We start from the raw sequence: 12,328 nt of genomic DNA, 5'->3' as shown, positions 1-12,328 counted from the left end.
GCGCCTTAACGCCGGATCAAACAGTAGAGCTGCTCGTACTTGCCATTGGTGTGGTCGGTCCGGCCCACCTCGTCCTGCCAACCCCAACGATCGGCAGGAAACAGCTGACGCATCGTTGGCACTGCGCAATGGTAGGGCGGCCCGCCCTCGCGACCGGTCTGCATGAAACACGCAAACAGTTCACCGCCTTCACGCAGCCAGCCATGCAGCTTCGCCTCGTAGGCCGACCACTGCTCGGGCGGCAGGGCACAAAGAGACGTCTGCTCGTAGATCCCGTCCACTGGCACCTCGGGTTGCCAGGCGAGCATGTCCGCCTGCACCACCTCCGCTTCCAGCCCGGCCTGCGCCAGATCGCGGCGCAACTGTTCTACCGGCGTTGGCGCCACATCCAGCCCGGTCACACGGAAACCCCGCGCAGCGAGAGCCGGCACCTCGTGACCAAAGCCACAACCGGGCACCACGATCCGCGCGCCGGGCCCCAGCGCGGTGACCTCCAACCAACGCTCCAGCGAAGGGCTGGGCGTGCCGCGATCCCAACGGGTCGAACCCGCCTGATAGCGCGCCTCCCAGTCGGTCTCGGCATCCAGAACTTCGGAATCAACTGGCGAACCTTCGGAAATTGGCATCACTCCCCTTCTCGGCACAGGATAGGAAATGCATAGACCCTACCAAACCACGAATAACTCCCGGAGACCTCGATGGACCGTACCCAACTGCCCTATCGCATCCACCGCCAGGAACTCGGCCCGATGGAGAACTTCGTCTATCTGATCGAGGACCGCGCCAGCCATCGTGGTGCGGTGGTCGATCCAGCCTGGGATCCGGAGGCGATCATCCGTCAGGCCCGCGAAAATGAAGTCGACATCTCCGACATCCTGCTGACGCACAGCCACCACGACCACATCAACGGGGTCGAGGCAATCCTTGAACAGTATCCAAATGCGCGACTGCACCTGCTCAAGCCCGAGGCCGAGTTCTGGGGCAAGGAGCTGGAACGTCCGGAACTGCACCACGGTGGCGACGAGATGCGTCTGGGCGACACCGAGATCCGCTTCCTGCATACACCCGGCCACACCCCCGGCTCCGCCTGCTTCCACATGCCGGCGGGCGACGACCTGATCACCGGCGACACCCTGTTCGTCTTCGGCTGCGGCCGCTGCGACCTGGCCGGCGGCGATCCGGAACAGATGTTTCACACCCTCAACGGCCTGCGCGAGGGGCTTCCGGCCCATACCTGCATCCACCCGGGCCACAACTACGCGGAAAAGGCGGAATCCACACTGGCGGAGGAGGATGCGGGCAACCCCTTCCTGCACTTTGACGACAAGGACGCCTTCGTCCATTACCGCATGCATGAACACGACCGAGTACGCAGTACGCCCTATCACCCCATCCCGAGGGGATAAGGACGGCGGACGGGGCCGGAAAGCCACAACACACTCACCGCGACGGCTTGCTTGCTGCCTCGGGGCCCATCGGGTCCACCGTGCATCCCGTCGATGCGAGCGCAGCTGAATAGACTTCCTGGCTACGAACCAGGTGTGTGCCTCAACGTACAGACGTGGGTGACAGCGCTCCGCAACATCGTTGGTGCGTTCGCATCGCTGGGTCCAAGTGCCCGCGTGATGCACGCGACATCGACTTCCGGATTGAACGCCGGACCCATCAAGGAGCGACACCATGAAAAAACTTGCCTCACTCAAACTCGCCGCGGCCACGGTCCCCATCTTCGTCTTTGGCCTGGGCGGTGTCATGACCGGCGCGATGGCCGGCGAACACGAGAAGGACTCGGACGACCACGAGATGATGGAAGAACGTGGCGCCGAAGGCCACGACCGCGACGCCATGGAACAACCACGTGCGGATGCCCGTGACGATGCCCCCCATATCCAGCGCATGCCGGACCAGGGGCTGCACGTCTCGGACCTGATGGACCAGAAGATCCATAGCCGTGAAAGCCAGGACGAGATCGGGGAAGTCCATGACCTGGTCGTCGATCAGGACGGCCGTATCGTCGCGGTCGTGATCGGCACGGGCAGCGGCGTTCTCGGCCTCGGCGGAAAGGACGTGGCGATCGCCTGGGACCGTATCGAGCGTACGTCCGAAGACGGAGAGGTCAAGCTTTACATCGACATGAATGAAGACACGCTGCAGGAAATACCGGAATACGAACGCGACTAACGCGTTGGTTATCCTCGCCCCGAGGGGTACCACACTCCTCGGGGCCACCGACTCGCTACGCAGCCATTGGTTATCTCGCGCGTCCGGGTGGGGCCCTGCGCTTGCGCAAACCCAGTGCGCCACCCAAACCGCGTAGCCAGTTTCCGGCTAGCAGGGCCGCCCACCACTACGCCACCGCCCCGGACACACGCCAATCACCGAACCCTGGAGGTGAGCCCCGGCGGGCCAGGCCCCACCCACGGCTGGCGGTTCAGTGGTGGACCCGACTCACTTTCCTCTCGAACTCTACGAGCTGCCCCTCGGCCGCGGCCCGGCTCACGCCATACCGCTCCTGGATGCAGCCCACCAACTCGTCGCGTTCCCCCGCCACGGTTTCCAGTTCATCGTCGGTCAGCTTGTCCCAACGCGCCTTGACCTTGCCCTTGAACTGCTTCCAGTGATCTTTCGCGATATTCCAGTTCATCTCGCACTCCTCCGAATGGCTGGTCGGCCTGATTGCCGCCCGATCCAGAACCCTGCGGAGCACACCCGTCCCCGTCTGTGCGCGACCGCACAAACCCGCCCGAACTTCACGCGCAACGTCCGCCTCCGTTCTACCCATCAAGGGTCCTTCCCATCTTGAAAAGCACGATTTCGATCCACGGTTCCGCAGAACCCAGGGCTCTGTTGATTTTCGCCAACCAGAACACAGCGCGTCCGGATGTCTATGTGCGGCAACGTACAGATACCCGATCTCTGGAAAAGTAATCTGATCCCGAGTATCGACCGGGACCATCCCGGCCACGCCCAGAACCCACCGAGACAACCACCCTATCCCGCCCCGGATGGGAACCAATCAGGAGAAACCTAATGACCAAAAGGCTAATCGCGCTCACGCTCTGTCTGGCCGGAACACTCCCCCTCGCCGTCCAGGCCCAGCAAGCAGGATCAACGGCGAACTTTGGACCTTCCATGGGCGACCGCGAGTTCTCGCTTTCCGGAAGCGGCAGCAGTGACCGCAAGTTCGACAGCACCAACTTCGGTATCTCGGGCGATATGGGCTGGTACCTGCGCGATCATTTGATCGTCGGGGTCCGCCAGAGCATCAACTACGCCGACATCGAGGGCGAGAACATAACCAATGACTTCTGGAATGGCGCCACGCGCGGCTACCTCAACTTCCAGACGACGGACGGCCGTCTGCGTCCCTTTGGTGGTGGCAGCCTGGGCTTCATCTACGGCGACGGCGTCAAGGACAGCGCGTTCGCCGGCCTGGAAGGCGGCCTGAAGTATTACGTGCTGGAAAACACCTACGTCCTGGGCCGCGTCGAATACCAGTGGTTCTTCAGCCGCTCCAGCGATGCAGAAGATGCCTTCCGCGATGGTGCGTTCGCCTACACCGTAGGCCTCGGCTACAACTTCTGAGCCTTCTTGCCCGGGGTAGGGGCAGTTCGAAAGAACGCCTGCTGCCCTGCCCCGAGGCACACCACGGTCAGGGGGCAGCCGCCGCCCGCCACCATCCAATCGGGCCGCAAAGTCGCTTCATAACTGCTCGAAGAGCAGGTTGACAGAGACTTCTGTGCGTCCTCGATCAGGCCCCTTTCGTTCACTACCCAATGCACAGCGCCCTTATCTCGGACGACATGGGGCGACACCGCGAGAACACGCAAACGCGCTTCAATCAGCGTCTCGCTGAAGATCCTTTTCAACACCTCATATGACGTATCGAAATCATCGTTACGCCATTGATCCCTCGTATTTTTTCTGTCTCCCGTTACCTGAAACCCAACGCGCCCGGGGGCGAATGTGCGGCAACGTACAGATGCCCTCTCGGTTGCGACCGCAATCTGCCGTTTCGGATGCAAAGCGGGCCCTCCCGGTCGCGGTCGCACTCCAAAGTGCTCTGCGCCATGCCAACGCGGCGGGTAACGTTTCAGGAGGCAGGTAATGATGAAAAAGGTAGCCGCAGTCATGCTCTGCCTGGCTGGACCGTTCACCCTTTCCGTCCAGGCTCAACAAGGATCAGCCGCCAACTTTGGCCCCTCCATAGGCGACCGCGAATTCTCGCTTTCCGGAAGTGGCAGCAGTGACCGGAGGTTCGACAACACCAACCTCGGCATCACGGGTGATATAGGCTGGTATCTGCGTGGTCACTTGGTCCTCGGCGTCCGCCAGAGCATCCACTACGCCGACCTCGAGGGCGACTTCCTGACCAATGACTTCTGGAGCGGCGCCACGCGAGGCTATCTCAACCTTCAAGACACAGACGGCCGGATCCGTCCCTTCGCTGGCGGGAGCCTGGGCGCAGTCTACGGCGACGGGGTCAACAACAGCGGGTTCGCCGGATTGGATGGGGGCTTGAAGTACTACCTCCTGGAGGACACCTACGCCCTGGGTCGCATTGAATACCAGTGGTTCTTCAGCGGCTCGAATGACGCAGAGAATGCGCTCCTCGATAGTGACTTTTCGTACACTGTCGGACTTGGCTACAACTTCTGATTCGCGTCCGGGACCGGGGCTTTTCAGGCGCACGCTCGAATCGTGAAATCCACACCGGAACAACGGCGCACCGGCCATGCCTCCGTGGGCTTCGGCGACATGCAGAATTTCGCCCACGTCCGCATTCGTGAACGCGACGGAGTGCGAAGTACGCTATATCGCCCGATCGTGCACGGCTGGGAGAGCCAGGCAGACCAAGCCGAACGCAAAGAATACCCCGCGACGACTTGCATCCTTCGGGACCAATCGCGATAATGCGCGCCTTCAGTCGATGCGCCCGTAGCTCAGCTGGATAGAGTACCTGGCTACGAACCAGGTGGTCGGAGGTTCGAATCCTTCCGGGCGCGCCATATTCCAGAGAAAAGGATCAGTGACTTACCGTCGCTGGTCCTTTTTTCGTTTTGGGCCAGGTCACGCCCCGTGACACTCTCGTGCCACTTCTGTGCCCCCCCGAAAATCAAACACAACATGAAGGATATTGGCTGCACTGTGGTGAAAGCGGAACGCGAAACACGCCAGGCCTTTTCGGTTGATGGAAAATACCGTCAACGGGAGGAGACCGCTCTGAGTGTTCTGGACCGCTGCATTGCACATCTCGACATGGACGCCTTTTTCGCTTCCGTGGAGTTGCTGCGCTACCCGCAACTGCGGGGCCAGCCGCTCGTGGTCGGTGGGCGCCGTATCGAAGCCCCGGTTGTGGGCGACGACGGCGGGGTTCAGTTCACCCGCCTGCGCGACTACCGCGGCCGGGGCGTGGTGACCACCGCGACCTACGAGGCGCGGGCCCTCGGCGTGCATTCCGGCATGGGATTGATGACCGCTGCCCGTCGCGCGCCGGATGCGTTCCTGCTGCCGGCCGATTTCACGGCCTACCGGCACTACTCGGGGCGATTCAAGATGGCCGTCGCGTCCCTGGCGCCGCAGATCGAGGACTGCGGGATCGACGAGATCTACATCGACCTGACGTCCTACCGCAGCGGCCCTGCGCGGATCGCCCGCCGGATCAAAGAGGCGGTGCGTGCCGCGACGGGGTTGTCCTGCTCGATCGGAATCGCTCCGAACAAGCTGCTGGCGAAGATGGCTTCGGAGTTCGACAAGCCGGATGGTCTCACGCTGGTGGGTCCGGCGGATTTGGCTGGCCGGATATGGCCGTTGAAGGCGAGCAAGATCAACGGGGTCGGGCCGAAGTCCTCAGAGCGCCTGGCGCGTCTGGGCATTCACACCATCGGCGATCTCGCCCGAGCAGAGCTCGGGTCTCTGCAAGAACACTTCGGGTCCAACTACGCCACCTTGCTACACGCGGCCGCACGCGGGCGGGACGACCGGCCGGTGGTGACAGAGGCCGGGCGCAAGTCGGTCAGCCGGGAAACGACGTTCGAACGCGACCTGCATCCGCGTCATGACCGCGCGCAACTCACCGAAACCCTTGTGGCCCTCTGCGAACGGGTGGCCGTGGATCTCCAGGCGCTGGGCGTGCGCGGACGGACCGTGGGCATCAAACTCCGCTATGAGGACTTCCGCACGCTGACCCGCGACCACACGCTGCGCGAGCCAATCGACGAACCGGAAGGCCTGCTGGCCGCGAGCCGGGAGTGCCTGCGCCGGGCGCCTCTGGAGCGGCCACTGCGGCTGCTGGGCGTACATGTCAGCGCCCTGGTGCCGGTTGGCAAGGGCGGTGAAGATCCGGGACCCTGGGCCCAGGGCGAGTTGGCCTTCGAGGAGTGAAGCGCTTGGCGTCTGGCAAGGCGCGGACGCCGAGTCGCAAAAAGCGTTGCGCCGGGGAATGCACGCTATCGACGCGGTTCCGCGCTAGTCCTGCCCTTTACCCATACGTCGCGCAGACCCATCAATGCAGGGCGATGTCATCCGATTTCATCTCTCAAAGCGTAGGCGTAGGCCGTCGTGGTGAGTTTGGCGTAGCCGTGCCACATCAGTGGGTATCCGGGCGGCGTTACCTTTTTGGCCTGGAGGTTCGGCGAGGGATGGCTTGGGTAGCCCCCAACCCGTTGGGGCGACCGGAAGGGATGCTCTCAGTCCGCTCACCTCCCTGTCCAGACGGTTCCACATAATGGTCGACCGACTCGTGTCCGACGAGCGCTAGATACTCGTTTGGGCGGGACACCCCCTGTGACACCGTAGTCGACGTCTTCCGTTCTTGTTTGTCCCATCTCAAGAACAAGGCCGCGCCGATTTTCCGGGGGTTACGTTATTACCAGGGTACCGCGATCCCACTTGAGGTCGCTTTAGCCTGTTTCCCGAAGTATGGAAAATTCTGGCTACGAACGAAGTCGGGCGCGCCATATTTTCGAAAGAGGGCATCCACATCCGGTGCGTTTTTTCCTTTCTTCGGGCTGCAGGGAATCTGTAACCACTCACGCCAAGACCCAATGAGATGCCAGGGAGAGTCACGTCACAGCGATGCCAGGTAGGCGCGCATCGAGGCCAGGCCCTTGTCGGTCAAAGCGACTCGCATTCGCCGGCGATCTCCTGGATCGGGATACCGACTCGTCAGACCGAGACGCTCGAGGGTATCCAGGTAGCGGGAGGTGGTCGTCAACGGCACTCGCGCGCCTACCGCGAGGCTGGAGACATAAGTCGCATGGCCAGTCAGGTGGTTATGGGTCAGATCGAGGAGCATGTCCCAGGCCGGATCGGAAAAGAGATCGGACGGAAAATGCTGTAGCCGTCGTCGCTGCAGGGCCAACACCTCTCCGACACGCTCCAGCATCTCGCCGTCCGACAGTTCGACTTCGTCCGGTTGCGTCGAGCCTGCCCCGCGCCTGTGGCTGGTCGATCCGAATGCCTTCAACTGGCGGTCCATATCGCGCATCTGTTTGCGCAGATGCTCCATCGCGGACGACACGTTATCGACAAAGCCACTTCTCTCGCGCTCTTCGCGTGCCCGGCGGATCGCCCGGGTGACCGCTCCGTGCAGGACTTCGCGACTGACCGGCTTGCTGAGCACGTCCTCAACATCGTGGCGCAGCGCCGTCACGGCCGCATCCGCATCCAGGTGACCGCTCATCACGACGATGCGAGGGCGCGCGCCATCCTCCGCGATGTCATGTATGGCGCGGATGAGCGCGAAGCCATCCATGCCCGGCATTCGAAGGTCCACGACAACGACCAGAATGCCGGGGTGTCCCTGCAGCCATCGCAGGGCCTCACGTCCGTCCCTCGCCGAAACGCACGGGATATCCGAAAGCGACAGGCTGCCCTGGAGTTCATCCAGGACATCGGGGTCGTCATCGACCAGTAGCGCAATCGGGGCAACCGCCGATTCGGCAAGTGACGTCGTGTTCATGCGGAGCGTTATCCATTGCCGAGTTGAAGTGTTGTACCTGCGCGCTCAATGCATCATCAATGCATTGGCTCGTCAAAAGCACTTCTTTCATTCTGGAAAGACGCTCACAAGGTACCGCGAGCAGCACCCGCCTCTATTTGCCGGCTAAAGCCACTGGATAAGCGGACCCGCGCGGGGCAATCCCACGAAGGTGCCTTGCATCGCATCGCCACAATGGCCCCATTCTGGCAGAAGTCTCATTGTCGCTCGCTTCCGCTTGGCGGCTGGTTCCGTATGCTGGAGCCGACACGAAACGATCGTCGAAATGACCCCGGGGCTCAGCATGACGCCAGTGGACCACACGCAGCCTGCCACCATGCCCAGCGCGCCACTCATGCTGATTGTGGACGATGTGCGCGAGATTCGGGAGGAACTGATCGCCAGCGCCGGCCTTCATGGCATCGCGGCCCATGGAGCCCCCGATCTGGCGGAAGCACGGCGCCGCCTGAGAACGGCTCGCTACGACCTGATCCTGCTCGACCTGAAGCTCTCGGAAGGGGACGGGCTCGCCCTGTTGCCCGAACTCGCGCGGATGGAATCAGCGGCACCCGCGCTGGCGTTTCTGTCCGGACTCCACGAGGACATCCTGGGTGCCGCGGGCGACGTGGCGGCCGAACTCGGGCTGGACGTGCTCGCCCCACTCGGCAAGCCCATCCGGCACGCATCCCTGACCGCTTTGTTTCGGCAACTGGAACAAGAGCCTCGCTCCCGCCCCGGGGTCAAGCTCCCAGCCGTCCTTGGCCGGCGTGAATTCACCGAAGGGCTCGCACAAAGGCGGCTGATCCCCTACCTTCAACCCCAATACTGTCTTCGCAGCGGGCGTTTGCTCGGATTCGAGAGCCTTGCCCGCTGGGAGCATTGGGAACTCGGCCAAACGCTGACGCCCGTTACATTTGCGGCCTACCTGGATGACCCTGAGTTCGCATGGCCCGTATTCGAACAGATCTTCCGCCAGGTCCTGCACCACGCCTCCGCCCTGCAACAACGGTTCGGCGCTCACCTGCGCTTTGCCGTCAACGCCGGTGCAACGATCTTTGGACACGCCCGCTTCCCGGGCGATCTGGTTCGGGCATGCACCGAGGCAGCGCTGCCCGTTCATTCACTCACCATCGAACTGACCGAGAGCGCACCGTCACTCAGCGTCGAGCAGCGCCTGGGTCTCGCCCAGGCACGCATCGCGGGGTTCGGGATCTCTCTGGATGACTTCGGTGCCGGCTCGGCAGGTCTGACACGGCTGGCCCAGTTGCCCTTGACCGAAGCCAAGGTGGATAGCTGGTTCATCCGCAACGCCACCAGCGACCGGCGCCGTCAGGCCCTGTTGCGGGATATCGCCATCCTTTGCAACCACCGGGCCATCGAGAGTGTCATCGAAGGGATCGAGGACCAGGCAATGCTGCAGATGGCCCAGCGGTTTGGCTTCGGTGTCGCACAGGGATACCTGTTCGGGCATCCAGTGCCGATCGAGCACGCCATGGAGTGCGCCGATCACTTCGCCCTGAACACGGAATCCACCACGAAGAGCGACGCCCCGAACCGGACCATCCGCACGACGGAGGTCTCCCTGGAACCCGAGGCCCTCGTTTCATCGCATGCAGAGACGACCCACGAACCATCCGCCTGGTGCCTGATCGTCGACGACGACCCCCATATTCGCGAAGAGATGTCCGCGATTCTTACCGGCGAAGGCGTGACGTGCTGGCTGGCCGGCAGCGTCAGCGATGCCGAGTGGCAACTGGCAAACATCGACGATGTGGCGGTCATGTTCATCGACATCGACCTGCCCGACGGCAACGGGCTGCAGTTACTTCAGCATCCGGTCTTTCTCGACCGTCAGCTCGCACCCATTCCCATCATCCTGACCGGGCATGGCAACGAGACGACCGCCAACCAGGCCCGCGAGCACCACGCCGAATACCTTGAAAAACCGGTATCGCGAGAACAGATCCGCACGGCATTCAGGCAGGCCTGCGCGCGCTCGCCGTCGCGAAACACCTGTCGATCCTCTGCCACCGCGGCGCTGCACCACTGATGAACCCCCGCCTGCTACGCATCGGCTTGTTGCTCGCACTTGTGATCCCGATCGTGATGTTCGGGATCCCCTGGGCCGGCCACACCGTCATGGCTTCGCCTCCATCGACCGGGGGCCCCTGGTACGTACTTGGGGGCCTGGTGGCGGGGCTTGCCACAGCCTGGCTGATCGGGTTTCTGGGCTTCGACGTAACGAGCCCCCATACCGCCGGGCAAGAGAGTGACAGGCCCGGGTCCGCCGATCGGCCTTCCACAGTCGAGGCAACGCAACGTCATCAACTGGCGTGCCTGACCGGCCTCCCCGCCCCCCTCGCCCTGTGGAGCGGGACGCTGCAGCCGCAGGGGCGCCCCAGGGTGGACTCCGTCAGCGATGGCTATACCAGCCTCACCGGACTGAATGAACCTCCGGACGACTGGTTCGGGACGGCCGTGGAAGAGGACGCATCGAACATCGAGTGCGCCCTGGAAACCCTGCGCGCACAGGGCCGCTGTGAAGTCGACTATCGTATCCAGCTTCCTGACGGGACCCTGCGCTGGATCCACGAGCGACTGGCCATTTGCGACAAAACAACGGACGGACCCTGGACCATCGCCGGGCTCGCCCTGGATGTCACGGGCGCCCGCCTCGGTCCGCAACGCCTGCTCGAAAACGCTCGCATGGCCACCATGGGCCAGATCGCACTGGGATTGACGCACGAGTTCAACCAGCCGCTTCAGGTCATCCAGCTAGCGGCGGACAATGCCCAGGAATTCTTGCGCAAACCCGGTGGCGGTCAGCCACCCTCCTACGCCGTTGCACGGCTCGAACGGATCATGGAGCAGACCGAGCGGGCGGCCGAACTGATCCGCCTGTTGCGGTTGTTCGGACCGCAGGCGACAGCCCTTCAAGCCATCCAGTTGCGGGATGCGGTTGACCATGTCCTCACGTTGATGGGGCAACAACTCGAGATGCGCGACATCCGGGTGCAGTGTCAGTTCGCGGAGCTACCCGCAGTCCACGCCGCACGCGGTGATCTCGAACACATTGTGGCCAACCTCGTGTTCAATGCCCGCGATGCGCTGGAGACAAAGCCTGGTTCCCGCATGCGCAATGGACAGGACACCATCTGGATCACCACGTCCCGCGAGATATACAACGGTGCCCCCTGGGCGGTGCTTGCGATCCAGGACACCGGTTGTGGTCTCCCCGAGGGACCTTCGGCGCGCCTGTTCGAACCGTTCTACACGACCAAGGAGCAGGGCCTCGGACTGGGCCTCACGCTCGTCCAGGGGATCGCACAGGCGCGCGGTGGCCATGTCGAACTGGCATCCACGAGCGGTGGCGCCCGCGTCTCGGTTTATCTACCGCTGCCCCCCAACGCACAACCGTAAAAACATCCTTTCCGTCCGCCTTCTACCATTCGAGGAACCCAAACCGATGGCCTTGCTCACTTGGCCCCGCCCGCTGACCGATGACCCGGCCTGCATGACCCATCGTGCGCTTTTTCTGGACCGAATCGAACGCCTGCTTCCGTGGGAGACGCTGATCCAGCAGCTGATCGATGCCGGCGTTGCCGAGGATCACTTCCCGGCAGGGCTGAACACCCACCTGCGCATCCATTGCCTGCAACAGTGGTTCACCTATACCGACCCGGCAGTCGAAGAAGCCCTGTACGAAATTCCCCTTTTCTGTGCCTTCTGCGGGACCGAAACATCGGTCGAAGGCAAACGGATCAACGAATTCAGAGACACCCTGGACGGGCTTGGACTGCTCGACTCACTGCATGATCGAGTGAACCAGACGCTACAAGGCGCCGGCCTGACCCTCAAGCCCGGGCGGGTCGAGGATCCGGTCCTTTTGCGCGACCCGGTGGCAGCCGGGCTGGGCGATCCCCTCGCACTCTCCCCGCGTCCGCAAACCTCCGTCCCCATGGACCGTGCTTAATGCGCCAAGGGCATCCCACCAGACTGGGACAAACATGCCTGGATGATTGGCTGCGGCGGCAACATGCTGGAAGCAGGACGAGCATTCGGAAACACGGAGACTCGACATGCCTAGCCGCGACTCGAGGAAACGCGCCATCCACCGCACTCATGTCAGGCCCAGACCACCGGCAGGTCACACTCAGCTGGGTGGCATGCGTCGGCTGCCGGCATGGTTCACGAAGCGCCATGCCCACCGGACTGCCCCCCTGCAGCACCTATTTGCTCCACTTTGGGTCGATTTTCTCCGGCAGTCGACCCCACGTGGAACGGGATGTCGGCGATGAAACCCTGGCTACGCCCTGTCCAGCGCCTGCTGTGGTGGTCAAGTGATTT

General features: G+C 62.9%; 11 protein-coding genes and 1 tRNA gene. 9 read left to right on the top strand and 3 right to left on the bottom strand.

The genetic code is table 11. The features are described from left to right. Positions 1-5: 5 nt before the first annotated feature. A complete protein-coding gene (locus tag B0684_RS07925; RefSeq protein ID WP_018650051.1) occupies positions 6-626 on the bottom strand; it encodes a methyltransferase domain-containing protein in 621 nt (206 codons plus the stop codon). Positions 627-698: 72 nt separating this feature from the next. Between B0684_RS07925 and B0684_RS07920 the strand changes: the two genes are divergently transcribed. Then, positions 699-1,406: an MBL fold metallo-hydrolase gene (locus B0684_RS07920; RefSeq protein ID WP_018169912.1), complete on the top strand. Its 708-nt coding sequence runs from the start codon at positions 699-701 to the stop codon at positions 1,404-1,406. Between the two features lie 274 nt (positions 1,407-1,680). Beyond that, entirely contained in the window at positions 1,681-2,181 is a 501-nt protein-coding gene (locus B0684_RS07915; protein ID WP_018650050.1) for a PRC-barrel domain-containing protein, read from the top strand. Positions 2,182-2,431: 250 nt separating this feature from the next. Here the strand turns inward: B0684_RS07915 and B0684_RS13945 are convergent, their stop codons facing one another. After that, entirely contained in the window at positions 2,432-2,644 is a 213-nt protein-coding gene (locus B0684_RS13945; protein ID WP_026304820.1) for a CsbD family protein, read from the bottom strand. Between the two features lie 386 nt (positions 2,645-3,030). Here B0684_RS13945 and B0684_RS07905 point away from each other — a divergent pair, with 386 nt between their 5' ends. The 4 genes from B0684_RS07905 (at position 3,031) to dinB (ending at position 6,384) form a co-directional block, all read left to right on the top strand. Next, positions 3,031-3,585, top strand: coding sequence for an outer membrane beta-barrel protein (locus B0684_RS07905; RefSeq protein WP_026182098.1), 555 nt, complete (start codon positions 3,031-3,033; stop codon positions 3,583-3,585). 522 nt (positions 3,586-4,107) lie between these two features. Next, positions 4,108-4,659 carry a hypothetical protein gene (locus B0684_RS07895; protein ID WP_018650048.1) on the top strand — a complete coding sequence of 184 codons (552 nt, stop codon included), beginning with the start codon at positions 4,108-4,110 and terminating at the stop codon, positions 4,657-4,659. A 273-nt stretch (positions 4,660-4,932) separates the two neighbouring features. Further along, positions 4,933-5,009 (top strand) — tRNA-Arg (locus B0684_RS07890). Between the two features lie 118 nt (positions 5,010-5,127). Continuing rightward, positions 5,128-6,384, top strand: a complete 1,257-nt coding sequence (dinB, locus tag B0684_RS07885) for a DNA polymerase IV (RefSeq protein WP_018650047.1) — start codon at positions 5,128-5,130, stop codon at positions 6,382-6,384. 685 nt (positions 6,385-7,069) lie between these two features. Here dinB and B0684_RS07880 read toward each other — a convergent pair. After that, positions 7,070-7,963 carry a response regulator gene (locus B0684_RS07880; protein WP_018650046.1) on the bottom strand — a complete coding sequence of 298 codons (894 nt, stop codon included), beginning with the start codon at positions 7,961-7,963 and terminating at the stop codon, positions 7,070-7,072. A 304-nt stretch (positions 7,964-8,267) separates the two neighbouring features. Here B0684_RS07880 and B0684_RS07875 point away from each other — a divergent pair, with 304 nt between their 5' ends. Genes B0684_RS07875 through B0684_RS07865 form a run of 3 tightly spaced genes read left to right on the top strand, consistent with a single transcriptional unit; the run spans position 8,268 to position 11,954 of the window. After that, positions 8,268-10,031, top strand: a complete 1,764-nt coding sequence (locus B0684_RS07875; RefSeq protein ID WP_018650045.1) for an EAL domain-containing protein — start codon at positions 8,268-8,270, stop codon at positions 10,029-10,031. Next, complete coding sequence (locus tag B0684_RS07870; protein WP_018650044.1) at positions 10,031-11,401, top strand: ATP-binding protein; 1,371 nt, start codon at positions 10,031-10,033, stop codon at positions 11,399-11,401. The genes B0684_RS07875 and B0684_RS07870 overlap by 1 nt, the downstream gene beginning before the upstream one ends. Before the next feature lie 46 nt (positions 11,402-11,447). Beyond that, positions 11,448-11,954, top strand: coding sequence for a transposase (locus B0684_RS07865; RefSeq protein ID WP_018650043.1), 507 nt, complete (start codon positions 11,448-11,450; stop codon positions 11,952-11,954). Positions 11,955-12,328: the final 374 nt, after the last annotated feature.

Origin of the sequence: Thioalkalivibrio versutus (assembly GCF_001999325.1) — a bacterium.
Classification (GTDB): Bacteria; Pseudomonadota; Gammaproteobacteria; order Ectothiorhodospirales; family Ectothiorhodospiraceae; genus Thioalkalivibrio; species Thioalkalivibrio versutus.
This window is presented reverse-complemented; position numbering and strand designations above follow the sequence as displayed.

Coding starts and splice junctions, on each gene's coding strand:
- B0684_RS07925 (WP_018650051.1), bottom strand. CDS start 626: ATGCCAATTTCCGAAGGTTCGCCAGTTGATTCCGAAGTTCTGGATGCC.
- B0684_RS07920 (WP_018169912.1), top strand. CDS start 699: ATGGACCGTACCCAACTGCCCTATCGCATCCACCGCCAGGAACTCGGC.
- B0684_RS07915 (WP_018650050.1), top strand. CDS start 1,681: ATGAAAAAACTTGCCTCACTCAAACTCGCCGCGGCCACGGTCCCCATC.
- B0684_RS13945 (WP_026304820.1), bottom strand. CDS start 2,644: ATGAACTGGAATATCGCGAAAGATCACTGGAAGCAGTTCAAGGGCAAG.
- B0684_RS07905 (WP_026182098.1), top strand. CDS start 3,031: ATGACCAAAAGGCTAATCGCGCTCACGCTCTGTCTGGCCGGAACACTC.
- B0684_RS07895 (WP_018650048.1), top strand. CDS start 4,108: ATGATGAAAAAGGTAGCCGCAGTCATGCTCTGCCTGGCTGGACCGTTC.
- dinB (WP_018650047.1), top strand. CDS start 5,128: ATGAAGGATATTGGCTGCACTGTGGTGAAAGCGGAACGCGAAACACGC.
- B0684_RS07880 (WP_018650046.1), bottom strand. CDS start 7,963: ATGAACACGACGTCACTTGCCGAATCGGCGGTTGCCCCGATTGCGCTA.
- B0684_RS07875 (WP_018650045.1), top strand. CDS start 8,268: ATGACCCCGGGGCTCAGCATGACGCCAGTGGACCACACGCAGCCTGCC.
- B0684_RS07870 (WP_018650044.1), top strand. CDS start 10,031: ATGAACCCCCGCCTGCTACGCATCGGCTTGTTGCTCGCACTTGTGATC.
- B0684_RS07865 (WP_018650043.1), top strand. CDS start 11,448: ATGGCCTTGCTCACTTGGCCCCGCCCGCTGACCGATGACCCGGCCTGC.